The organism is Streptomyces sp. NPDC044719 (assembly GCF_056433405.1).
This window is the reverse complement of record NZ_JBWKHE010000001.1, coordinates 1,432,653-1,455,034: the sequence shown is the minus strand read 5'-3', so window position 1 is coordinate 1,455,034 and position 22,382 is coordinate 1,432,653. Positions and strand designations below refer to the sequence as shown.

19 protein-coding genes and 1 pseudogene are annotated in these 22,382 nt (G+C 70.7%); 10 read left to right on the top strand and 10 right to left on the bottom strand.

Annotated elements, in window-relative coordinates:
• Nucleotides 1-376: 376 nt before the first annotated feature.
• The 3 genes from AC07DF_RS06740 to thyX all read right to left on the bottom strand — a co-directional run bounded on the left by AC07DF_RS06740 (nucleotide 377) and on the right by thyX (nucleotide 4,073).
• Nucleotides 377-2,062, bottom strand: a complete 1,686-nt coding sequence (locus AC07DF_RS06740; RefSeq protein ID WP_478967516.1) for a ribonuclease J — start codon at nucleotides 2,060-2,062, stop codon at nucleotides 377-379.
• A 158-nt stretch (nucleotides 2,063-2,220) separates the two neighbouring features.
• Nucleotides 2,221-3,120: a 4-hydroxy-tetrahydrodipicolinate synthase gene (gene dapA / locus AC07DF_RS06735; RefSeq protein ID WP_478967514.1), complete on the bottom strand. Its 900-nt coding sequence runs from the start codon at nucleotides 3,118-3,120 to the stop codon at nucleotides 2,221-2,223.
• A gap of 212 nt (nucleotides 3,121-3,332) precedes the next feature.
• Nucleotides 3,333-4,073, bottom strand: a complete 741-nt coding sequence (gene thyX / locus AC07DF_RS06730) for an FAD-dependent thymidylate synthase (protein WP_478967512.1) — start codon at nucleotides 4,071-4,073, stop codon at nucleotides 3,333-3,335.
• A gap of 175 nt (nucleotides 4,074-4,248) precedes the next feature.
• Here thyX and AC07DF_RS06725 point away from each other — a divergent pair, with 175 nt between their 5' ends.
• Both AC07DF_RS06725 and AC07DF_RS06720 read left to right on the top strand, forming a co-directional pair.
• Entirely contained in the window at nucleotides 4,249-4,488 is a 240-nt protein-coding gene (locus AC07DF_RS06725) for a hypothetical protein (RefSeq protein WP_454362381.1), read from the top strand.
• Between the two features lie 112 nt (nucleotides 4,489-4,600).
• Nucleotides 4,601-5,155 (top strand): PH domain-containing protein, encoded by a 555-nt coding sequence (locus tag AC07DF_RS06720; protein ID WP_478967510.1) that lies wholly within the window; start codon nucleotides 4,601-4,603, stop codon nucleotides 5,153-5,155.
• Nucleotides 5,156-5,224: 69 nt separating this feature from the next.
• Here the strand turns inward: AC07DF_RS06720 and AC07DF_RS06715 are convergent, their stop codons facing one another.
• The 5 genes from AC07DF_RS06715 to rpsO form a co-directional block, all read right to left on the bottom strand.
• On the bottom strand, nucleotides 5,225-5,680 hold the full coding sequence (locus AC07DF_RS06715; RefSeq protein WP_382496714.1) for a tetratricopeptide repeat protein: 456 nt from the start codon (nucleotides 5,678-5,680) through the stop codon (nucleotides 5,225-5,227).
• A gap of 13 nt (nucleotides 5,681-5,693) precedes the next feature.
• Complete coding sequence (gene dapB / locus AC07DF_RS06710) at nucleotides 5,694-6,446, bottom strand: 4-hydroxy-tetrahydrodipicolinate reductase (RefSeq protein WP_478967508.1); 753 nt, start codon at nucleotides 6,444-6,446, stop codon at nucleotides 5,694-5,696.
• Nucleotides 6,447-6,475: 29 nt separating this feature from the next.
• Entirely contained in the window at nucleotides 6,476-7,855 is a 1,380-nt protein-coding gene (locus AC07DF_RS06705; RefSeq protein ID WP_478967506.1) for a M16 family metallopeptidase, read from the bottom strand.
• The gene (locus AC07DF_RS06700; protein WP_478967504.1) at nucleotides 7,852-10,068 is read right to left on the bottom strand and encodes a polyribonucleotide nucleotidyltransferase; all 2,217 of its coding nucleotides are present in this window, start codon (nucleotides 10,066-10,068) and stop codon (nucleotides 7,852-7,854) included. The genes AC07DF_RS06705 and AC07DF_RS06700 overlap by 4 nt, the downstream gene beginning before the upstream one ends.
• 295 nt (nucleotides 10,069-10,363) lie before the next feature.
• Complete coding sequence (rpsO, locus tag AC07DF_RS06695) at nucleotides 10,364-10,651, bottom strand: 30S ribosomal protein S15 (RefSeq protein WP_391102924.1); 288 nt, start codon at nucleotides 10,649-10,651, stop codon at nucleotides 10,364-10,366.
• A gap of 296 nt (nucleotides 10,652-10,947) precedes the next feature.
• Between rpsO and AC07DF_RS06690 the strand changes: the two genes are divergently transcribed.
• Both AC07DF_RS06690 and AC07DF_RS06685 read left to right on the top strand, forming a co-directional pair.
• Complete coding sequence (locus tag AC07DF_RS06690; RefSeq protein ID WP_399023094.1) at nucleotides 10,948-11,244, top strand: DUF397 domain-containing protein; 297 nt, start codon at nucleotides 10,948-10,950, stop codon at nucleotides 11,242-11,244.
• Between the two features lie 153 nt (nucleotides 11,245-11,397).
• Nucleotides 11,398-11,724 (top strand): annotated as a pseudogene (locus AC07DF_RS06685) (hypothetical protein); the annotation flags it as partial.
• Nucleotides 11,725-11,747: 23 nt separating this feature from the next.
• Here AC07DF_RS06685 and AC07DF_RS06680 read toward each other — a convergent pair.
• The gene (locus AC07DF_RS06680; protein ID WP_478967623.1) at nucleotides 11,748-12,113 is read right to left on the bottom strand and encodes a hypothetical protein; all 366 of its coding nucleotides are present in this window, start codon (nucleotides 12,111-12,113) and stop codon (nucleotides 11,748-11,750) included.
• Nucleotides 12,114-12,483: 370 nt separating this feature from the next.
• Here AC07DF_RS06680 and AC07DF_RS06675 point away from each other — a divergent pair, with 370 nt between their 5' ends.
• From AC07DF_RS06675 to AC07DF_RS06650, 6 genes are all read left to right on the top strand, one after another.
• Entirely contained in the window at nucleotides 12,484-15,420 is a 2,937-nt protein-coding gene (locus AC07DF_RS06675; protein ID WP_478967615.1) for a MinD/ParA family ATP-binding protein, read from the top strand.
• A 297-nt stretch (nucleotides 15,421-15,717) separates the two neighbouring features.
• Nucleotides 15,718-17,568: an ABC transporter substrate-binding protein gene (locus AC07DF_RS06670; protein ID WP_478967501.1), complete on the top strand. Its 1,851-nt coding sequence runs from the start codon at nucleotides 15,718-15,720 to the stop codon at nucleotides 17,566-17,568.
• A 19-nt stretch (nucleotides 17,569-17,587) separates the two neighbouring features.
• Nucleotides 17,588-18,634 carry an ABC transporter permease gene (locus AC07DF_RS06665; RefSeq protein WP_478967499.1) on the top strand — a complete coding sequence of 349 codons (1,047 nt, stop codon included), beginning with the start codon at nucleotides 17,588-17,590 and terminating at the stop codon, nucleotides 18,632-18,634.
• Nucleotides 18,631-19,545 (top strand): ABC transporter permease, encoded by a 915-nt coding sequence (locus tag AC07DF_RS06660; protein ID WP_478967497.1) that lies wholly within the window; start codon nucleotides 18,631-18,633, stop codon nucleotides 19,543-19,545. Before AC07DF_RS06665 ends, AC07DF_RS06660 begins: the two co-directional genes overlap by 4 nt.
• Nucleotides 19,542-20,552: an ABC transporter ATP-binding protein gene (locus tag AC07DF_RS06655; RefSeq protein ID WP_478967495.1), complete on the top strand. Its 1,011-nt coding sequence runs from the start codon at nucleotides 19,542-19,544 to the stop codon at nucleotides 20,550-20,552. The genes AC07DF_RS06660 and AC07DF_RS06655 overlap by 4 nt, the downstream gene beginning before the upstream one ends.
• Complete coding sequence (locus AC07DF_RS06650) at nucleotides 20,549-21,553, top strand: oligopeptide/dipeptide ABC transporter ATP-binding protein (RefSeq protein ID WP_478967493.1); 1,005 nt, start codon at nucleotides 20,549-20,551, stop codon at nucleotides 21,551-21,553. The genes AC07DF_RS06655 and AC07DF_RS06650 overlap by 4 nt, the downstream gene beginning before the upstream one ends.
• Nucleotides 21,554-21,557: 4 nt before the next feature.
• Here AC07DF_RS06650 and AC07DF_RS06645 read toward each other — a convergent pair whose 3' ends face one another.
• Nucleotides 21,558-22,292: an NAD(P)-dependent oxidoreductase gene (locus tag AC07DF_RS06645; RefSeq protein WP_478967491.1), complete on the bottom strand. Its 735-nt coding sequence runs from the start codon at nucleotides 22,290-22,292 to the stop codon at nucleotides 21,558-21,560.
• Between the last annotated feature and the right edge of the window lie 90 nt (nucleotides 22,293-22,382).

The following is a 22,382-nucleotide window of genomic DNA, read 5'->3' as shown; positions in this document are numbered from 1 at the left end:
TATCAACATATCTGGCGTTGACTTTTGGCACGCTGTTGAGTTCTCAAGGAACGGTCGCTTCCTTTGTACTCACCCTCTCGGGCTTTCCTCCGGGCGCTTCCCTTCGGTCTTGCGTTTCCGACTCTATCAGATCTTTCCGATCCGATTTCCTCGGTGCTTTCCAGGTTCCCGCTTTCGCGTTTCCCTTTCCGGCGGTTCCGACTTTATCAGAAGTTTCTGAGTCGGATTTCCCCTCCCTAGTCCGGAGCATGATCCCCGGCGCTGAGTTGGCCGGGTGCCCCGTCGGGAGGAGTTGTAAACCTACTGGAGCGGGGCTCCTCGATGCAAATCGAGGAGCCCCGCTCCCAGTTGGCGCCTGCTCGGACCCGACGGTCCGTCAGACCTCAACGACCACAGGCAGGATCATCGGCCGGCGCCGGTAGTTGTCCGAGACCCACTTGCCCAGCGTGCGGCGAACGAGTTGCTGGAGCTGGTGGGGTTCGACCACGCCGTCCTGGGCGGATCGTTCGAGCACCTCCGTGATCCGGGGTGCCACGTCGCCGAAGGCGGAGTCATCGATGCCGGAGCCGCGGGCCTGGATGTGCGGGCCGCCGGTGATCTTTCCGGTGGACGAGTCGATGACCACGAAGACCGAGATGATGCCCTCGTCGCCGAGGATCTTGCGGTCCTTGAGGGCCGGCTCGCCCACATCGCCGACCGAGAGGCCGTCGACGTAGACATAGCCGGCCTGGACCTTGCCGGAGATCTTCGCCTTGCCCTCGATGAGGTCGACGACCACGCCGTCCTCGGCGATGACGATGCGGTCGTGCGGGACGCCGGTCAGGGCGCCCAGTTCGGCGTTGGCGCGCAGGTGGCGCCATTCGCCGTGCACCGGCATGAGGTTCTTCGGGCGGCAGATGTTGTAGAAGTACAGCAGCTCGCCCGCAGACGCGTGGCCGGAGACGTGGACCTTGGCGTTGCCCTTGTGGACCACGTTGGCGCCCCAGCGGGTGAGGCCGTTGATCACGCGGTAGACCGCGTTCTCGTTGCCGGGGATCAGGGACGAGGCCAGGATCACCGTGTCGCCCTGGACGATGCGGATCTGGTGGTCCCTGTTGGCCATCCTGGAGAGCGCCGCCATGGGCTCACCCTGGGAGCCGGTGCAGACCAGGACCACCTCGCTGTCCGGGAGGTCGTCGAGCGTCTTGACGTCCACGACCAGGCCCGGGGGGACCTTCAGATAGCCCAGGTCCCGGGCGATGCCCATGTTGCGGACCATGGAGCGGCCGACGAAGGCGACCCGGCGGCCGTACTCGTGCGCCGCGTCCAGGATCTGCTGGATGCGGTGCACATGGCTGGCGAAGCTCGCAACGATGATGCGCTTGCGGGCGCCGGCGAAGACCTGGCGCAGGACGTTGGAGATCTCGCGCTCGGGCGGGACGAACCCCGGGACCTCGGCGTTCGTCGAGTCCGAGAGGAGGAGGTCGATGCCCTCTTCGCTCAGACGTGCGAACGCGTGGAGGTCCGTGAGGCGGCTGTCCAGCGGGAGCTGGTCCATCTTGAAGTCGCCGGTGTGGACCGCCATGCCCGCGGGGGTGCGGATGGCCACGGCCAGCGCGTCCGGGATGGAGTGGTTGACCGCGACGAACTCGCAGTCGAAGGGGCCGATGCGCTCGCGGTGCCCTTCCGCCACCTCGAGGGTGTACGGGCGGATGCGGTGCTCCTGGAGCTTGGCCTCGATGAGGGCGAGGGTCAGCTTGGAGCCGATCAGCGGGATGTCCGGCTTCTCGCGCAGGAGGAAGGGGACGCCGCCGATGTGGTCCTCGTGGCCGTGCGTGAGGACGATGCCCTCGATGTCGTCGAGGCGGTCCCTGATGGACGAGAAGTCCGGCAGGATCAGGTCGATTCCGGGCTGCTCCTCCTCGGGGAAGAGCACTCCGCAGTCGACGATCAGCAGGCGGCCGCCGTACTCGAAGACCGTCATGTTGCGGCCGATCTCACCGAGACCGCCGAGCGGGGTGACGCGCAGGCCGCCTTCGGGGAGCGGCGGGGGCGGGCCGAGTTCGGGATGCGGATGACTCAAAAGACTCTCCTCACCACGCGCGCCACGTACCGGTAGGGCACGTGGCGCGCGTGACGTTCGTGCAGAAGCAGTTGTCTGTGTGGGGTGTGCGCGGGCACCGGTGGCCCGCTTATTCAGTTGTGAAGCACGCGCGCGGGGGTGCCGCGCGAAGTCTGGTGTCAGAGCTGTACCCCGCCGGCGGCAAGATCGATCTTGAGTTGCTCGATCTCTTCGGGCGCGCACTCGACCATGGGGGCGCGCAGCGGTCCGGCGGGCAGGCCCTTCAGGGCCAGCGCCGCCTTGGTCGTCATCACGCCCTGGGTGCGGAACATGCCCGTGTAGACGGGGAGCAGCTTCTGGTGGATCTCGGTGGCCTTCTGGACGTCGCCCGAGGTGTACGCCTCGACCAGGGCGCGCAGCTCGGGGGTGACCACATGGCCGACGACGGAGACGAAGCCGACCGCGCCGACGGAGAGCAGGGGGAGGTTCAGCATGTCGTCGCCGGAGTACCAGGCGAGGCCGGAGGTGGCGATGGCCCAGCTCGCGCGGCCGAGGTCGCCCTTGGCGTCCTTGTTGGCGACGATGCGCGGGTGCTCGGCGAGGCGGACGAGCGTCTCGGTGTTGATCGGGACGCCGCTGCGGCCGGGGATGTCGTAGAGCATCACCGGCAGACCGGCGGCGTCGGCGATGGCCGTGAAGTGCCGGTAGAGGCCCTCTTGCGGGGGCTTGTTGTAGTACGGCGTCACGATGAGCAGGCCGTGTGCGCCGGTGCGCTCCGCCGCGCGGGCGAGTTGGATGCTGTGGTGGGTGTCGTTCGTGCCGACGCCGGCCACGACGTGGGCGCGGTCGCCCACGGCCTCCAGGACCGCCCGTACGAGATCCGCTTTCTCCGCGTCGCTGGTGGTCGGGGACTCGCCGGTGGTCCCGTTGATGATCAGGCCGTCGTTGCCTGCGTCCACCAGGTGGGTGGCGAGCCGCTGCGCGCCGTCGAGGTCGAGTGCGCCGTCCGCCGTGAAGGGCGTGACCATGGCGGTGAGGACCCGCCCGAAGGGGGTCTGCGGAGTGGAGGTCGGAGCCATGGGTTACACGCTACTCGTTGCTCAGGACCGGGTCTGCCCTAGGGGCAGGCGACAAGTCGCGACAAAGGTGGAGCCCGGCACTGCCTGCTCGGGGGTTCAAGCAGTGCCGGACCCGTTCGATCAGGCTAAGTGAACTTCTCGAAATGCCGCAATACGGACACTTCGCACGGCTGAACCGTACATCTGTGCCTGGTCGAGGGAAGCGGGCGGCGTTACGGTGCCACGCGTCCGTTGGCATTGAAGGCGGCGTAGGTGAGCGGCATGAGCCGGGCCCACTCGGACTCCATCTTCTCGCCCACCATCTCGATCTCACGCTGCGGGAAGGACGGGACCTTGGCCAGCTCGTGCTGGGTGCGCAGGCCGAGGAAGTGCATCAGCGAGCGGGCGTTGCAGGTGGCGTACATCGAGGAGTACAGGCCGACCGGGAGGACCGCGCGGGCGACCTCGCGGGCGACGCCGGCGGCGAGCATCTCCTGGTAGGACTCGTACGCCTGCCGGTAGGAGTCCTCCATCACACGGCCGACCAGCTCCTGCTGGGCCTGGGTGCCCTCGACGAAGACGTACTTGCCGGGACGGCCCTCCTGGACGAGCTTGCGAGACTCGTCGGGGACGTAGAAGACCGACTGGAGCTCCCGGTACCGGCCCGACTCCTCGTTGTACGACCAGCCGACGCGGTGCCGCATGAACTCGCGGAAGACGAAGATCGGGGCGCTGATGAAGAAGGTCATCGAGTTGTGCTCGAACGGGCTGCCGTGCCGGTCCCGCATCAGGTAGTTGATCAGACCCTTGGAACGCTCGGGGTCCTTGTCCAGCTCGTCCAGGGACTGCTCGCCGAGGGTCGAGACGCGGGCGGCGAAGAGGACGTCCGCGTCGGACGCGGTGTGCTTGACCAGCTCGACGGTGACGTCGCTGCGGTAGCTGGGCTTGGGGGCGTCGGCGGGGGTGTCGGTCACGGTTGGCAGGGCCTTCCCATCTCGTCGTGTGGCGACGTCACTCTACGGCCCGCCGAAATCAGAGCGATCGGTGGCGTGCCGCAATGAAGTCGGTGAAACAGGGCACCTCTGAGGGAGTTCTTTCGTCTCTACTGGTGAAAGTGATCCGTTCCACTCCGAAGGAGAAGCACCCCTGATGTTCGGTCGGCGTGAACCCGTACCGTTTGCCTTCGTCGCCGAGGCCGACAGGTTCCGCAGCAATATCACTCCCCCACCGCGTGAGCGGCTCTCGGTCAGCCAGCAGGCCGGGCGCTGGCTGATGGGCCTGACCATCGTGGCGGGGCTCGTGGGTTCCCTGGTCATCGGGACACCCGCGCTGACGGTCGACCGCCCGGACTCGCATCCGCAGCAGTCGCAGGCGTCCCAGAACCGCTGAGCCACCGCGGGCCGGCGCTGACTCCATCCGGCCCCCTGGCGGTGGTGACCGCGGAAGCAGATCGGTAGCCTCACCGGGCACAGCCCACGCATGGATCGAGTGAGGACCCGCCGTGCCCCTGCCCTTCCTGACGGCCGACCGCGTTTTCGACGCGGCGGACGACGTTCCGCTGCCGCACGAAGACCGTGACACCTGGCGGCGGCCGTACCGCCCCGGTCCCTGGCGGGTGGGGGCGGCGGCGCTGGCACTGCTGCTCGCCTCGTTCGTGCTGTTCGCCGCGGTCATCATCGCGGCGACGGCCGAACCGACCTCGGCCGGGCTGGTGTTCGCTCTCGCGCTGCTCGTCATCGCCGGAGCGCTGCGGCTGCTGCGCATGGGTGTGTGGGTGAGCGCGCGCGGGCTGCGGTACGTGGGTTTCCTCGCGACGCGTACGGCGCCCTGGGCGCAGGTCGTCTCGGTACGCACGGTGCAGCAGCCGGTGCGCTGGCTGGGGCTCCCCCGGACCTTGCAGGGCCAGGCGCTGCTGCTCGTCCGGCGGGGACAGGCCGCGGACGGTGTGCCGCCGCTGCTGACGACGCACAACGCGGATTTCCTGGGCCGGACGGAGGCCTTCGAACGGGCGGCCGACGCGGTGGAGGCGTGGGCCGACGAGTACGTCCAGCGCTGACGTCCTGGTGACATGCCGGCGGGGCCGGACCGTTTGCGGTCCGGCCCCGCCGGCATGTGTGGCTGCGGCTCAGGCGGCTTCGGGCTGCTTGCCGTCGTGCAGGGCGATCGCGCGTTGCATCGCCTTGCGGGCGCGCGGGGTGTCGCGGGCGTCGTGGTAGGCGACGGCCAGGCGGAACCAGGTGCGCCAGTCGCCCGGTGCGGCCTCCGTCTCGGCCTTGCGCCGGGCGAAGACCTCGTCGGCCGAGTCCCGGTCGATGCGCCCGCTGGGGGTGCGCTTCAGTTCGTCGACGGGCAGACCGCCCTCGGCGTCGAGTTCGGCGGCGAGCTGGTTGGCCCTGCGGACGAACTGCGTGTTCTTCCACAGGAACCACAGGCCGATGACCGGCAGGATCAGCACCGCGACGCCGAACGTGACGGTGAGGGGCGTGCCGGTCTCGATGAGCAGCAGGCCGCGGCTGCCGACCAGGACGAAGTAGACGACCAGGACGGCGGCCGTGAGGGCGTAGGTGAGCTTCGCGCGCATGACGGTCAGGGGCTCAGCTCAGGTCCAGGAAGTGTTCCAGGCCGAAGGTCAGGCCGGGAACGCTCCCCACGCGGCGGGCGCCGAGCAGGATGCCCGGCATGAAGCTGCTGTGGTGGAGCGAGTCGTGCCGGACCGTCAGGGTCTCGCCCTCGGCACCGAGCAGGACCTCCTGGTGGGCCAGTAGTCCGCGCAGCCGGACGGCGTGCACCGGGACGCCGTCGACGTCGGCACCGCGGGCGCCGTCCAGGGCGGTGGTCGTGGCGTCGGGGGCCGGGGCGGTGCCGGCTTCGCGGCGGGCCTCGGCGATGAGCTGGGCGGTGCGCGTGGCGGTGCCGGAGGGGGCGTCCACCTTGTTGGGGTGATGCAGCTCGACGACCTCGACGGACTCGAAGTACGGGGCGGCGAGCTGCGCGAACTTCATGGTCAGGACGGCCCCGATGGAGAAGTTCGGCGCGATGAGCACACCCGTCTTAGGTGACCGGTCCAGCCAGCCCTTGAGCTGCGCGAGGCGCTCGTCGGTCCAGCCGGTGGTGCCGACGACCGCGTGCATGCCGTGGCGTACGCAGTAGTCGAGGTTGGCCATGACCGAGTCGGGCGTGGTCAGTTCGACCACGACCTGGGCGCCGGACTCGGCCAGCGTCTCCAGCTGGTCGCCCCGGCCCAGGGCGGCGACCAGTTCCATGTCCTCGGCGGCCTCTACGGCTCGAACGGCTTCCGAGCCGATCCGGCCCTTGGCACCGAGGACCGCCACACGCAGCTTGCTCATCTCTTGTGCTTCCTTCACCAGGGGGTTCGTCAGGCGACAGCGTCGTGCAGGCGGGCCGCCTGTTTGTCCTTCAGTGGGCCGATGACCGACAGGGAAGGCCGCCGTCCCAGGATCTCGCGGGCCACCGAGCGGACGTCGTCCGGGGTGACCGACGTTATCCGGGCCAGCATGTCGTCGACGGACATCTGCTCGCCCCAGCACAGCTCGCTCTTGCCGATGCGGTTCATCAGCGCGCCGGTGTCCTCGAGGCCGAGGACCGTGGAGCCCTGGAGCTGGCCGATGGCGCGCCCGATCTCCTCGTCGGACAGGCCGTGCTCGGCGACCTGGTCGAGTTCGTCGCGGCAGATCTTCAGCACGTCGTGCACCTGCGAGGGCCTGCACCCGGCGTACACGCCGAACAGGCCGCAGTCGGCGAAGCCGGAGGTGTACGAGTACACGCTGTAGGCCAGGCCGCGCTTCTCGCGCACCTCCTGGAAGAGGCGGGACGACATCCCGCCGCCGAGCGCGGTGTTGAGCACGCCCAGGGCCCAGCGCCGCTCGTCCGTGCGGGACAGGCCCGGCATGCCGAGGACGACGTGCGCCTGCTCGGTCTTGCGGTCGATCAGCTCCAGGCGGCCCGCGGTGCGCAGGGCGCGCCGGCCACCGCGCGGGGCGACGGGCTCGGCGCCCGGTTCCTTGAAGGCACCGGCCTTCTCGAAGGCGGCGCGGACCTGCCGTACGACCTTGGCGTGGTCGACGTTGCCGGCGCAGGCGACCACGAGGTGGGTCGGGTCGTAGTGCTTCTTGTAGAAGCGGCGGATGCGGTCGGCGGTGAGGGCGTTGACCGTGTCGACCGTGCCGAGGACCGGGCGGCCGAGGGGGTTGTCGCCGAACATCGTGTGCGCGAACAGGTCGTGCACGCAGTCACCCGGGTCGTCCTCGGTCATGGCGATCTCTTCGAGGATCGCGCCCCGCTCGACGTCGACGTCCTCCTCGAGGATGCGGGAGCCCGTCAGCATGTCGCAGACGACGTCGATGGCGAGCGGCAGGTCGGTGTCGAGCACGCGCGCGTAGTAGCACGTGTACTCCTTCGCCGTGAACGCGTTCATCTCGCCGCCGACCGCGTCGATCGCGGAGGAGATGTCCAGGGCGGACCTGCGGTCGGTGCCCTTGAAGAGCAGGTGCTCCAGGTAGTGCGTGGCGCCGTTCAGGGCCGGGGTCTCGTCGCGGGAGCCGACGTGCGCCCAGATGCCGAAGGTCGCGGAGCGGACCGAGGGCAGGGTCTCGGTGACGATGCGCAGGCCGCCCGGGAGGGTGGTCTTACGGACTGTGCCGATGCCGTTCGTGCCCTTGATCAGGGTTTGGGTACGGGCGACGGCCCGCCCCTCCGAGGAGGTGCGGGCCGTCGCCGTCGAGCTGCTCGACGTCACTTGTCGGTGTCGTCCTTCGTCTCTGCGTCTTCTTCGCCCTCGATCACGGGGATGAGGGAGAGCTTGCCGCGGGAGTCGATCTCGGCGATCTCGACCTGGACCTTGGCGCCCACACCGAGAACGTCCTCGACGTTCTCCACGCGCTTGCCGCCGGCGAGCTTGCGGATCTGCGAGATGTGCAGCAGACCGTCCTTGCCCGGGAGCAGCGAGACGAACGCGCCGAAGGTGGTCGTCTTCACGACCGTACCCAGGTAGCGCTCGCCGACCTCCGGCATGGTCGGGTTGGCGATGCCGTTGATCGTGGTGCGGGCGGCCTCGGCGGACGGTCCGTCGACCGCGCCGATGTAGATCGTGCCGTCGTCCTCGATCGTGATGTCGGCGCCGGTGTCCTCCTGGATCTGGTTGATCATCTTGCCCTTGGGGCCGATGACCTCACCGATCTTGTCCACGGGGATCTTGACGGTGATGATCCGCGGGGCGTTCGGGGACATCTCGTCCGGCGTGTCGATCGCTTCCATCATCACGTCGAGGATGTGGAGGCGGGCGTCACGGGCCTGCTTGAGGGCGGCGGCCAGGACGGAGGCCGGGATGCCGTCCAGCTTGGTGTCGAGCTGGAGGGCGGTCACGAAGTCCTTCGTGCCGGCGACCTTGAAGTCCATGTCGCCGAAGGCGTCCTCCGCACCGAGGATGTCGGTGAGGGTGACGTAGTGCGTCTCGCCCTCGATCTCCTGGGAGATCAGGCCCATGGCGATACCGGCGACGGGGGCCTTCAGGGGCACACCGGCGTTCAGCAGCGACATGGTGGAGGCGCAGACCGAGCCCATGGACGTCGAGCCGTTCGAGCTCAGCGCCTCGGAGACCTGGCGGATCGCGTAGGGGAATTCCTCACGCGTCGGCAGGACCGGGACGAGGGCGCGCTCGGCGAGGGCGCCGTGGCCGATCTCGCGGCGCTTCGGGGAGCCGACGCGGCCGGTCTCGCCGGTGGAGTACGGCGGGAAGTTGTAGTTGTGCATGTAGCGCTTGCGCGTCACCGGCGACAGCGTGTCGAGCTGCTGCTCCATGCGGAGCATGTTCAGCGTCGTGACGCCCAGGATCTGGGTCTCGCCACGCTCGAACACGGCGGAGCCGTGGACCCGCGGGATGGCCTCGACCTCGGCGGCCAGGGTGCGGATGTCGGTGACACCGCGGCCGTCGATGCGCTTCTTCTCCTTGATGACGCGCTCACGGACCAGGGTCTTGGTCAGCGAGCGGTACGCGGCGGAGATCTCCTTCTCGCGGCCCTCGAACTCCGGGAGGAGCTTCTCGGCGGCGAGCGCCTTGACGCGGTCCAGCTCGGACTCGCGCTCCTGCTTGCCGGCGATGGTCAGCGCGGAGGCGAGCTCCGGCTTGACGGCGGCGGTCAGGGCCTCGAGGACGTCGTCCTGGTAGTCCAGGAAGATCGGGAACTCGCCGGTCGGCTTGGCGGCCTTGGCGGCGAGGTCCGACTGGGCCTTGCACAGGACCTTGATGAAGGGCTTCGCCGCGTCCAGACCGGCGGCGACGACCTCCTCGGTCGGCGCCTCGGAGCCGCCCTCGACCAGCTTGATGGTCTTCTCGGTGGCCTCGGCCTCGACCATCATGATCGCGACGTCGCCGTCCTCCAGGACACGGCCGGCGACGACCATGTCGAAGGCGGCGTCCTCGAGCTCGGTGTGCGTCGGGAAGGCCACCCACTGGCCGCGGATCAGCGCGACGCGGACGCCGCCGATCGGGCCGGAGAAGGGCAGGCCGGCCAGCTGCGTGGACGCGGAGGCGGCGTTGATCGCCACGACGTCGTACAGGTGGTCGGGGTTGAGCGCCATGATCGTGGCGACGACCTGGATCTCGTTGCGCAGGCCCTTCTTGAAGGAGGGGCGCAGCGGGCGGTCGATCAGGCGGCAGGTGAGGATCGCGTCCTCGGAGGGACGGCCCTCGCGGCGGAAGAAGCTGCCGGGGATCTTGCCGGCGGCGTACATCCGCTCCTCGACGTCCACCGTGAGGGGGAAGAAGTCGAGCTGGTCCTTGGGGTTCTTGGAGGCGGTGGTGGCCGACAGCACCATGGTGTCGTCGTCCAGGTACGCCACGGCGGAACCGGCGGCCTGCTTGGCCAGGCGGCCCGTCTCGAAGCGGATGGTGCGGGTGCCGAAGGCGCCGTTGTCGATGACGGCCTCGGCGTAGTGGGTCTCGTTCTCCACTAGCGTTATCTCCTCGTCTTCGTCTCCGGCTGCCCGTGTGGCAGGGAGACGGTTGCGGAGAGCGCGCCGTGCTGTGCGGGCCGGTCTTCGATCGAAGCACCCGGGGCTCGCATTCCCCCGGGGGCCACTACCGAGGACCGGCGGCGGCTAGGTGCGCTTCTCCTCGTTCTGTGTCGCACGTCCTGTGTCGTACGACATGCGTTGTGCTACCACACTACAAAGCCGTGGTGACACTCCGCACGTACAGCAAAGGGAGCGGTCCCGTTTCCCCGGGAACCGCTCCCCTCACGGCGTCTTACTTGGCGCCCGCCGCACCACGGCGGATGCCGAGGCGGTCGACCAGCGCACGGAAGCGCTGGATGTCCTTCTTGGCCAGGTACTGCAGCAGCCGGCGGCGCTGGCCGACCAGGATCAGCAGGCCACGGCGGGAGTGGTGGTCGTGCTTGTGGGTCTTGAGGTGCTCGGTCAGGTCCGTGATACGGCGCGAGAGCATGGCGACCTGGACCTCGGGGGAGCCGGTGTCGCCCTCCTTCTGACCGAACTCGGTGATGATCTGCTTCTTCGTAGCGGCGTCGAGCGGCACGCGTACTCCTCGTAGTCTGTGATGGCCACCGAGTGCCCCCGGTCTGTGTCTCGGGGGAGCTTCCATGACTCGGAAGGCGGGGATCCGCTGGGCGCGGCCTCCAGAGCGGTGAGCTCCGGGGGTGCGTACACAAACGGCCGTCGACCAGGGTACCAGGCGGTCAGGGGCGCCTTTGCCCTGGTCTCCGAACCTCCCGGCCGGGGCGGACGCGGCCACTAGGGTGGGCGGGTTCGGATCGTCCGTACGTCGATGATCCGCACTTCGGGAACGGTACGTCGGGAAGGGGTCGCTGCGGCATGGCGGAGACGGCTGAGGAGATCAAGGCACGCAAGGAGCGGGAGCGGGACGAGCTCTACGCCCTCGACATCTCGGGTGTCGAGTGGCACAGCGCGCCGGGCACCGAGGAGCACGAGGAGCGGGTCGAGATCGCGTACCTGCCCGAGGGGGCCGTGGCCATGCGGTCCTCGCTCGACCCGGACACGGTGCTGCGCTACACGGAGGCGGAGTGGCGGGCGTTCGTGCTGGGGGCGCGGGACGGCGAGTTCGATCTGGAGCCGGGGGCGCACGACGGAGGGCCGCAAGCCGGGCAGTAGGCCCGGCGGGTTGACGAGGGGTGAGCGACTGCCGGCTCACCCCTCGTCGCGTTCTGCGGTCGGTTTCGCATCCCTCAAGCCGCCTGCGGGTCAAGGTGGTTCGACATTCTTCACAGGTATCGCCCTTTTTGTTCACCAAAGTGACTACTGCGTATGTCAGTTCTGAGCACCTTCCGGGCGGGTTGTGACGTGACGGACGGGTGCTCGGGGGTGGACGGGCCTGCCGGGGTGGGGCTTGTGGTGATTAGGCTGGGACGGGGCACGACGTCAGAACCCGTGGAGTGGGCGTCGGTGTCCCAGGGGGAAACGGGGGAGTTTGTGGATCTGGACGACCTCGGACGACAGCAAGGGTCGCCCCAGCACGGCATGAGGGTGCTCGACCACACCAGGAGGAACACTGTGAGCAGCGATCGGGACGGGATCCGCGGGGGCTGGGCGACACCCGGCGATGACCAGCCCGACGCGGAGTCCGCAGCAGAGGTGACGGGCGAGTTCACCATCGACTACGCGCCGCCCGCCTGGTACACGCAGAACGCCTCGGCGAGTTCGAGCTCGGGGCAGGGGGCGGGCGCGTCCGAGGACTCCAGCGCTTCCGGGGCGCCCGCGAACTCCCAGGGCTCCGGGGCGCCGAAGGGTCCGGTGCCGCCGCTGCCGGGGCTCACTCCGCCGCCGCACGCGAATGCCTCCGGCGGGACCTCGTCCCTTCCGGGGCAGACCTCCGGTTCGTCTCCGGCGCCCGCGCCGGCGCCCGGGGCGCCCTTCACGCCGCCCGTGCCGCCGCCCGCGCCGGGCGCTCCGTTCACGCCGCCCGCGCCCGCGCCGGGTACGCCCTTCACTCCGCCCGCCCCCGCGCCGGGTACGCCCTTCACGCCGCCCGCGCCCTCCGGGGAAGGCCCTTCCGCCGTACCCAGGCTTCCGATGAAGGGCGGTTTCGAGCCGCAGGTGTCGCAGTCCGAGGGGCGGCCCGAGACGCCCGCGGCGAATCCGGCCTCTCCTACGGCGCTGCCGAACATCCCCGTCGGTGGGTACCAGGCGCAGTGGACGCCGCCGGCTCCGCCGGAGGCCCCGGCCGCACCTGCCACCCCGGAGCAGCCGCCGGTGGCTCCGGCCGCTCCGGGGGTTCCGGCGACTCCGGATGCTTCGGCCGCTCCGGTTGCCGAGGAAGCCGAGGAAGTCGAGGAAGCCGCGGGAGCCGCGGGAGCCGAGTCGGGGAACGGTGATCTGGAGAGCGGTGCCACCATGCGCTTCTCCGCCGTCGCCCTGAAGCGGGAGATCGCGGAGCGTGCCGCGGAGGCCGAGTCCCGGCTGGAGCCGGTGGCCGAGGAGCAGGACGACGACGAGGCCGAGGACTCGGGCGGTGACGTCGAGGGTGCGCCCTCCGGCGACGCCGAGGAGGACGGTGACGGCGTTTCCTCCGAGCCCGCTGATGCGGTGGACGCGGACGACGTGGCGGACGTGACTGACACGTCCGGTGCGGACGCGCCCGCTTCCGGTGACGCCGAGGACGAGGCTGCGGAGGACGAGGCCTCGGAGGATGCGGCGGCGGCGAATGCGGCGGGGGAGGCCGAGCCCGACGAGGCCGTGTCGCAGGATGCCGAGCCTCAGGACTGGGTGCCTGCGCCCCCGGCGCCCGTGGATGCCGTGCCTGCGGATGAGGACCCTGCTGCTCCCGAGCCGGCCGACGCTCCTGTCGCGGACGCGGACGCCCAGGACGTGAGCTCCGAGCCCGTCGACGCGGAGCCCTCGGACGCCGTGCCCGCCGACGCCGCTCCCGAGGACAGCGTTCCGCAGGACGCCGCCGGGCCGGATGCGACCGACGCCCCGCCCGCTTGGACTCCCCCGGCCCCGCAGGGCGTGCCGCCGCTGCCGCCGTCGTACCAGCCGGCCGCGCCGGCGCCCGCGAGCCAGTGGCCCGCACAGCCGCAGGCGCAGCCGACGGATGCGAACGCGCCGGCTCAGCCGCAGCCGACGGCCGCGCAGGGGCAGCCGCCCGCGCCGCCCCAGCCGTCGGTACCGGCCCAGCAGCCGCCGTTCCAGCCGCAGGCACCGCAACCGGCGCCCGCCGCCTGGAACCAGCCGCCCGCACCGACCCCGCCGCACCAGCCACCCGCCCAGCCCGCACCCCAGCCCGGCGGATACGGCTTCCCGCAGCAGGGCGGTCCGGCCCAGGCCGCGCCCAACGCACAGGGCGGCTACGGCTTCCCGCAGCAGGGCGCACCCGCCCCGGCGGCCCAGCAGCCCGAGACCCCGCCGGCCCCCGCACCCCACGCGCAGGGCGGCTACGGCTTCCCGAACCCGGGCGCACCCAACCCCCAGGGCGGCTACGGCTTCCCCCACCCCGGCGCCCCGGCCCCGGCCGCTCAGCAGCCCCCGGCCCAGCAGCCGGAGGTCCCGCCTGCCCCCGCGCCGAACCTCCAGGGTGGCTACGGCTTCCCGCAACAGGGCGCACCCGCCCCCGCCGCCCAGCAGCCCCCGGCCCAGCAGCCCGACACCCCGCCGGCCCCCGCACCCCACCCCCAAGGCGGGTACGGCTTCCCGCAGCAGGGTGCTCCGGCTTCTGGAGGGCCCAACCCCCAGGGCGGATACGGGTTCCCCCAGCAGCCCCCGGCGCAGGCCCAGCCCCAGCCGGGTGTGCCCCCGCAGGCGCAGCCGCCCTACCCCGGGCAGGCCGAGCAGCCGATGCATCCGGGGCAGCAGCCCGTGGACCCGCGGACGGGGGCCGCCTGGCCGCAGCCCATGCAGCATGACCAGCGGCAGCCGACCAACCCCGGGGCCGCCCCGCTCGGTTACACCGCCGCGGTGGAGCTGTCGTCCGACCGGCTGCTCAACAGCAAGAAGCAGAAGGCGAAGAGCAGCCGTCCGGCGGCCGGTGGCGGCCGGTTCAAGATCGGTGGCAAGAAGGAGGAGGCCGAGCGGCAGCGGAAGCTGGAGCTGATCCGCACGCCCGTGCTGTCCTGCTACCGGATCGCCGTGATCAGCCTCAAGGGCGGCGTGGGCAAGACGACCACGACCACCGCACTGGGCTCCACGCTCGCCACCGAGCGGCAGGACAAGATCCTCGCGATCGACGCCAACCCGGATGCCGGCACCCTCGGGCGCCGTGTGCGGCGGGAGACCGGGGCCACCATCCGTGACCTGGTCCAGGCGATCCCGCACCTCAACTCGTACATGGACATCCGGCGCTTCACGTCCCAGGCTCCGTCCGGCCTGGAGATCATCGCCAACGACGTCGACCCGGCCGTGTCCACGACCTTCAACGACGAGGACTACCGGCGCGCGATCGACGTCCTGGGCAAGCAGTACCCGGTGATCCTCACCGACTCAGGTACCGGTCTGCTCTACAGCGCCATGCGCGGTGTGCTGGACCTCGCCGACCAGCTCATCATCATCTCGACGCCGTCCGTGGACGGTGCGAGCAGCGCGAGTACGACGCTGGACTGGCTGTCCGCGCACGGATACTCCGACCTCGTCTCGCGGTCCCTCACCGTCATCTCCGGTGTGCGCGAGACCGGCAAGATGATCAAGGTCGAGGACATCGTGTCGCACTTCGAGACGCGCTGCCGTGGCGTCGTCGTCGTGCCGTTCGACGAGCATCTCTCCGCCGGTGCCGAGGTCAACCTCGACATGATGCGGCCGAAGGTGCGTGAGGCGTACTTCAACCTCGCGGCGTTGATCGCCGAGGACTTCACCCGCCACCAGCAGGCGCACGGCCTGTGGACCTCCGACGGCAACCCGCCGCCGGTGGCCGCCCCGCCCCTGCCCGGCCAGCACACCCCGGGCCAGCCCCCGTACCCCGGCCAGCCGGGCCCCGACCAGCAGGTCCCCGGGCAGCCGATCCCCGGCCAGCCGGGCCCGTACCCGCAGCAGCCGCAGCCCGGCCAGCCATACGCGCAGCCCGGACAGCCGTACCCCCAGCCGGGCCAGCCCCCGGCCCAGCCGGGTCAGCCGTATCCGCAAGCCGCCGGTCAGCCGCCGTACCCGCAGCCGGGTCAGCAGCCGCACCCCCAGCAGCCGCAGCAGCCACAGCCCGGGCAGCCGTACGCGCAGCCCGGGCAGCCCCCGGCCGCGCCCCCGCAGCCGGGCTACGGCTACCCCCAGCAGGGCCAGCCCGGTCAGCCGGGATACCCGGCCCAGCCCGACGGCCAGACCCCGCCGCCTCCGCCTCCGACGCAGTAACCGCCTCACCCGATCGGCCCCTTTCGAGGGGCCGATCGCCGTCCTGGCCCGCGCCGTTCCCACTCGGCGCGGGCTTCGGCGCGTTCAGGGGCGAAATCCGTTGCCAGCCCCTGGCCAGGAGGGCGTCAGTGGTCTCGACCAATGGGTGCGGAAAGCTCGCCAATTCGTTATTTCCGCAGGCCACAAGGGGTGAACGCGCCGTTGACGGGTGGAGACGGCCGCTGATACACACTCATCAAACGTCTGACAGCTGATCAACCCGTCCTTCCCGTCCGAGCGATGACGCGAGGTCCGACCATGGGCACGAACGATCAGACACGCAGCCTCCCGCGCGGCCTCCGGCTCGTCGCCGTGGCCGGGGCGGCCGCGCTCACCCTCACCGCCGGGCTCGCGACCCCGCTCGATCCGGCGCCCCGGCAGGCCCGGGCGGCCGACGACGGCAAGGTGCTGACCGTCGCGGTGGCGCAGAGCGTGGACTCGCTCAGCCCGTTCCTGGCGGTCCGGCTGCTCAGTACGAGCATCCACCGGCTCATGTACGAGTACCTGACCAGCTACGACCCCAAGGACAACCACGCCATCCCGGGCCTGGCCACCAAGTGGGAGTCGTCGCCGGACAAGCTGACCTGGACATACACGATCCGCTCTAACTCCAAGTGGTCGGACGGCAAGCAGGCCACCGCCGAGGACGCGGCGTGGACGTTCAACAAGATGATGACCGACGACGGCGCGGCCACGGCGAACGGCAGCTACGTCGGCAACTTCAAGAAAGTGACGGCCCCCAGCCCCACCGAGCTGGTCATCGAGCTGAAGAAGCCGCAGGCCACGATGACGTCCCTCGACGTGCCGATCGTGCCGAAGCACGTGTGGGAGAAGGTCTCGGACTTCTCCGAGTTCAACAACGACAAGAGCTTCCCCGTCGTCGGGAACGGGCCGTTCACGCTGACCGACTACAAGGCCGACAGCTACGTCCGGCTCAAGGCCAACAAGGGGTTCTGGCGCGGGGCGCCGAAGTTCGACGAGGTCGTCTTCCGCTACTACAAGGACCAGGACGCGGCGGTGTCGGCACTGCGCAAGGGCGAGGTGTCGTTCGTCGCCGGGTCGCCGTCCCTGACACCGGCTCAGGCGGCGTCCCTGGAGGGCGCGGAGAACATCCGGGTCAACGACGCCCCCGGCCGCCGCTTCTACGCCCTGGCCACCAACCCGGGCGCGAAGGCGAAGAACGGCAAGAAGTTCGGCGACGGCCACCCCTCCCTGCTGGACCAGCGGGTGCGCAACGCGCTGTTCATGGCCGTCGACCGCGAGGCCATCATCGAAAAGGTGTTCCAGGGGCACGCCGTCGAGGGCGAGGGCTACATCCCGCCGCGCTTCTCGCAGTACCACTGGAAGCCGTCCGCGGACCAGAAGCTGGCGTACGACCCGGCCGAGGCGGCCCGGCTGCTCGACCAGGCGGGTTACAAGAAGAACGGCGACGGCAAGCGCGTCGGCAAGGACGGCAAGCCCATCAGCTACCGGGTGCTGTGCCACGCCACCGACCCGAACGACAAGGCGGTCGGCAAGTACCTCCAGGAGTGGTGGGGCGAGCTCGGCATCGGCGTCCAGCTCAACTGCCTGGACAACGTGACCGACCCCTGGCTCGCCGGGAAGTACGACCTGGCGTTCGACGGCTGGTCGGTCAACCCCGACCCGGACTTCGTGATGTCCATCCACACCTGCGGTGCCCTGCCGGCGACCCCGGAGGACACGGGGGCCACCGACAACTTCATCTGCGACAAGAAGTACGACGAGCTCTACGCCCGCCAGCTCGCCGAGTACGACCCCGCCAAACGGGCGGACATCGTCCAGCAGATGGAGTCGCGGCTGTACGACCTCGGGTACATGAACGTCATGGCGTATCCGAACGCGGTCGAGGCCTACCGGACGGACCAGATCAAGTCGATCACCACCATGCCGGCGAAGGCGGGGAACATCTACGGCCAGGACGGCTACTGGAGCTGGTGGTCGGCGGTCCCGGCGGACTCCGGCGGCTCGTCGGACAACGCGTCGTCGACGGGGGTCGTGGTCGGGATCGTCGCCGCTGTCGTGCTCCTCGCCGGGCTCGGCGGTTTCGCTGCCATTCGGCGGCGTGCCACCGCCGAGGAGCGCGAGTAGCGCGGGCGAGCGGGCACACATGACCGCTGACGCGACACCCGCGCTGGTCGAGGAGAGGGAACCGGCGGCAGGGCCCCGGGTACGCAAGGGCTCCGCGTACCCGCGGTACCTGGCGGGCAAGGTGGCCGGGGCGGCCGTATCGCTGCTGGCCGTGCTCGTCACCAGCTTCTTCCTCTTCCGGCTGATCCCCGGCGATCCGGTGAAGACCATGACGGGTGGCCGTCAGGTGTCGGCCGAGCAGCTTGCCGCCTACCGCAAGGAGTTCGGGCTCGACCTGCCGCTCTGGCGGCAGTTCACCGGCTACTGCGGCAAGGCGCTCACCGGCGACTTCGGGACGTCGTACCAGTTCCACTCGCCCGTCGTCGACAAGATCACCGAGGCCCTGCCGAACACCCTGCTGCTCACCGGGGCCGCCTTCGTCCTCTACACCGCGCTGGGCATCTTCCTCGGCACCCGCTCGGCGTGGCGGCGCGGCACGGTCGGGGACCGGGTCAACACCGGTCTCGCGCTGACGCTGTACTCCATCCCGTCCTTCTGGCTCGGGCTGCTGCTGATCATCGTGCTGTCGGTGGGCATCGGCCCGCTGCCCGGGATGTTCCCCACCGGCGGCATGGAGTCGGGCGGCAAGGAGGGCTTCGCGTACGTCCTCGATGTGGCGCACCATCTGGTGCTGCCGGTGCTGACGCTGGTGGCCGTGGAGTACGGGCAGACGCTGCTGGTCACGCGGTCGGCGCTGCTGGACGAGATGGGCAGCGACTATCTGACGACCGCGCGGGCCAAGGGGCTGCGCGACGACCTCGTGCGCCGCCGGCACGCCGTGCCGAACGCGCTGCTGCCGACCGTGACGCTGATCTTCATCAACCTCGGCCGGACGGTGGCGGGCGTGATCCTGGTGGAGACGGTGTTCTCCTGGCCCGGCCTCGGCGGGCTGTTCTACCAGGCGCTGAGCGTGCCTGATCTGCCGCTCGTGCAGGGGCTTTTCTTCGTGTTCGCCGCCGCGGTGATCCTGATGAACACCCTCGCCGACCTGGTCTATCCGCTGCTGGACCCCCGGGTGGCCCGATGACGACGACGACCGAACCGGCCCCGAGCCCGCGCGCCCTCGCCCGGCAGCGCCGACGGGCCTCCGTCGCGCGCTTCTGGCGGCAGTACCGCGCGGAGCGGGCGGGGCTGTACGGCCTGACCGCACTGGCACTGTGCGCGCTGCTGGCGTTGTTCTCGCCGCTGTTCGTCGGCTCCGACGTGAGCAGTGTGAGCGACGCTCCGGGGCGTCCGATGCAGAGCCCGAGCTCCGAGTTCCCGCTCGGCACCGACCAGTTCGGCCGGGACCTGCTGGGCCTGGTGATCTGGGGCTCGCGGGTGTCGCTGCTGGTCGGGCTGCTCGCCGCGGTGCTGTCGGTGGCGATCGGCACGCTGATCGGGGTGACGGCCGGGCACTTCAAGGGCTGGTACGCGACGGTGATGATGCGGATCACCGACTGGTTCCTGGTCATGCCGACGCTGGTGCTGGCGATCGCGCTGGCGACCGTGATGTCCCGCTCGCTGACCACGACCGTGGTGGCGATCGGCGTCACCACCTGGCCGACCACGGCCCGGCTGGTGCGGGCACAGACGCTGGCGGTGGAGACCCGGCCGTACATCGAGCGTGCGCAGGCGCTCGGCGGCGGGCACTGGCACATCATGTCCCGGCACGTCCTGCCCAATGTGATGCCGCTGGTGCTGGCCCAGACGACCCTGATCATCTCCTCGGCCATCCTCGCCGAGGCGACACTCGCCTTCCTCGGCCTGGGCGACCCCACGGTCGTGTCGTGGGGCGGGCTGCTGCAGGACGCGCGGGAGGCCGGCGCGGTCAGTGCCGGGGACTGGTGGTACCTGGTGCCGCCGGGCATCGCCATCGCCGTGGTGGCGCTGGCGTTCACGCTGTGCGGACGGGCCGTGGAGTCCGTCCTCAACCCCAGGCTGGGGGTGTCGCGTTGAGTCTGCTCGACGTCAGGGATCTGACGGTGACGTACGCGGGCGGGGCGGCCGCCGTGCGCGGCGTCGACCTGCGGCTGGAGGCGGGCCAGAAGCTCGGCCTGGCCGGCGAGTCCGGCTGTGGCAAGTCCACCCTGGCGCTGGCCCTGCTGCGGCTGCTGCCGACGGGCACCCGGATCACCGGCGAGGTGCTCCTCGACGGCGAGGACGTGCTGACGATGAAGTGGGGCCGGGTGCGGGCGGTCCGCTGGGCCGGGGCCTCCGTCGTCTTCCAGGGCGCGATGCACTCCCTGAACGCCGTGCACCGCATCGGCGACCAGATCGCCGAGCCGATCCTGCTGCACAGGAAGGCGACTCCGGCCGGGGCGAAGAAGAAGACCGGCGAGTTGCTGGAGCACGTCGGGCTTCCGGCGGCCCGCGCGGACGCCTATCCGCACGAACTCTCCGGCGGCCAGCGCCAGCGCGTCATGATCGCCATGGCACTGGCCTGCGACCCCCGGCTGATCATCGCCGACGAGCCGACCACCGCGCTCGACGTGATGATCCAGGCGCAGATCCTGCGGCTCATCGAGCAGCTCGTGGCGGACCAGGACCTCGGCCTGATCATGATCAGCCACGACCTCGCGGTCCTCGCCGACACCTGCGACCGGCTCGCGGTGATGTACGCGGGGCGGGTGGTCGAGGAGGGCCCGGCCGCCGAGGTGTACGAGGACGCCCGGCACCCGTATGCCAAGGCCCTGTCGGCCGCGTTCCCGCGCATCGGCGACCCCGCGTCCCGGTTCGCGCCGCGGGGACTGGCGGGCGACCCGCCCGACCCGGCCGCGCTGCCGTCCGGCTGCACGTTCCATCCCCGGTGCCCGGTGGCGCCGGCGTCGTGCGCCGAGGAGGACCCGGTGCTGCGCGAGGCCGGGCCTGAACGCCGGGCGGCGTGCGTCCTGGTCGGCGATCCGGCGAACGAAGCACGCGAGAAGCCCGATGCCCTGGAGGAAGCGAGGCCCGGCACGCCATGACCACGTCCCCCACGGCATCCGACGTCACCACGGCACCCCTGCTGAGTGCCAAGGGCCTGTACGTCACCTTCCCCGGCCGGCACGGCGGGCCCCGGGCCCGCGCGGTGGACGGAGTGGACCTCGACATCCGGCCCGGCGAGATCGTCGCGCTGGTCGGCGAGTCGGGCTGCGGCAAGACGACCCTGGCCCGCTCGCTGCTGGGCCTGGTCGAACCGACCGCGGGCCGCGTCACCTTCGACGGCCGCCCGCTGGAGTACTCCGGCCGCTCCCTGAAGGCGTACCGCAAGCGCGTCCAGCTGGTCCTGCAGGACCCGAGCGGCTCGCTCAACCCGCGGCACACGGTGTACGACGCGGTCGCCGAGGGGCTGCGCATCCACGGTTACGGCGGCGACGAGCGGACCGCGGTCGCCGAGGCCCTGTCCCGGGCCGGGCTGCGGCCCCCGGAGCGCTTCTTCCTGCGCTATCCGCACGAGCTGTCCGGCGGGCAGCGCCAGCGGGTCGTCATCGCGGGCGCGCTCGTCCTGGAACCCGAACTCCTCGTCGCCGACGAGCCGGTGGCGTCCCTGGACGCCTCCGTGCGCGGCGAGATCCTCGCCCTGCTGCTGCGGCTGCGCACCGAGCTCGGCCTGTCCGCGCTCGTCGTCACGCACGACCTGGGCCTGGCCTGGAACATCGCCGACCGGGTCGCCGTGATGTATCTGGGCCGGATCGTGGAGACGGGCACGGTGGAACAGGTGCTGACCGCACCCCGGCATCCGTACACCCAGGCCCTGCTGTCGGTGCTTCCCGAGGCGCCCGGCGACCCGGTGGTCCTCACGGGCGAGCCCCCGGACCCCTCGCGGGTGCCGTCCGGCTGCCGCTTCCATGCGCGCTGCCAGGTGCTGGCGAGCGGCGAGGCGGAACGGGCGGGCGTGGCAGACGCGTGCCGGGGCCAGGACCTGAGGATCCTCGACGGAACCGGCACGGCCCAGGTGGCGTGCCACTGGGCGACGACGTCCTGAGGGCTCAGCCGGACGAGGGCTGGGAAGCTCCGTCCTGAGGGCCGCCGGTGTGGGCGAGGGCGCTGGGGGTCCGGCAGCCGACGATCGCCGGGGCCTCCCGGACGAGTGTGTCGTCGGTGAGTGCCTCCACCATGAACAGCGCGAAGTCCACCCGGCGTGTCAGGTCGCTGGCCAGGACCGGATCGCCCACGTGCCGGCTCCACACGGGCAGCCCCTGGCTCTCCCCCTCCTCCAGGCTGCTACCGCGCACCACGGTCCACCGGGTGTCGCTGGCGAACACCCGTCGGCACGCCTCGACCTGGTCGTCGATCTCGACGGCGCGGACCAGCTTGCCCAGGACCGCGGCGATCCGGACGCCCAGGGTGAACCTCCGCGAGTACCGGTCCTCGCCGTCGCGGGAGATGTGCCAGCCGCAGGAGAAGACCAGACGCGCGCCCGGCCGTGCGTGGTCGAGCACCGCCTGCGCGGTGCCGGAGGCGTACTGCCGCACACCCCATGGCACCAGCACCGTGAGCACCCCGTCGCACCCGGCGACCGCACGCCGGATCACCTCCGGGTCGTTCGTGGGCCCGGGGACGATGGTCATCCGGTCCTCGAACGCGGCCAGTTTCGGCACGCTGCGCTCCCGGCAGACCCCGACCACCTCGTAGCCGCGCGCCAGTGCGTGCCCGACCATGTACTGCCCGAGCTTCCCCGAAGCCCCGATGACGCAGACCTTCTTCACACGATCCGTACCCATGGCGCAGCCCCTTCGCCGGGATGCCTACCTTATCTTGTAAGGCAAGCTAGCCTTATGCTGTAAGGCGGTCAAGGGGAGCGGCAACGGAAG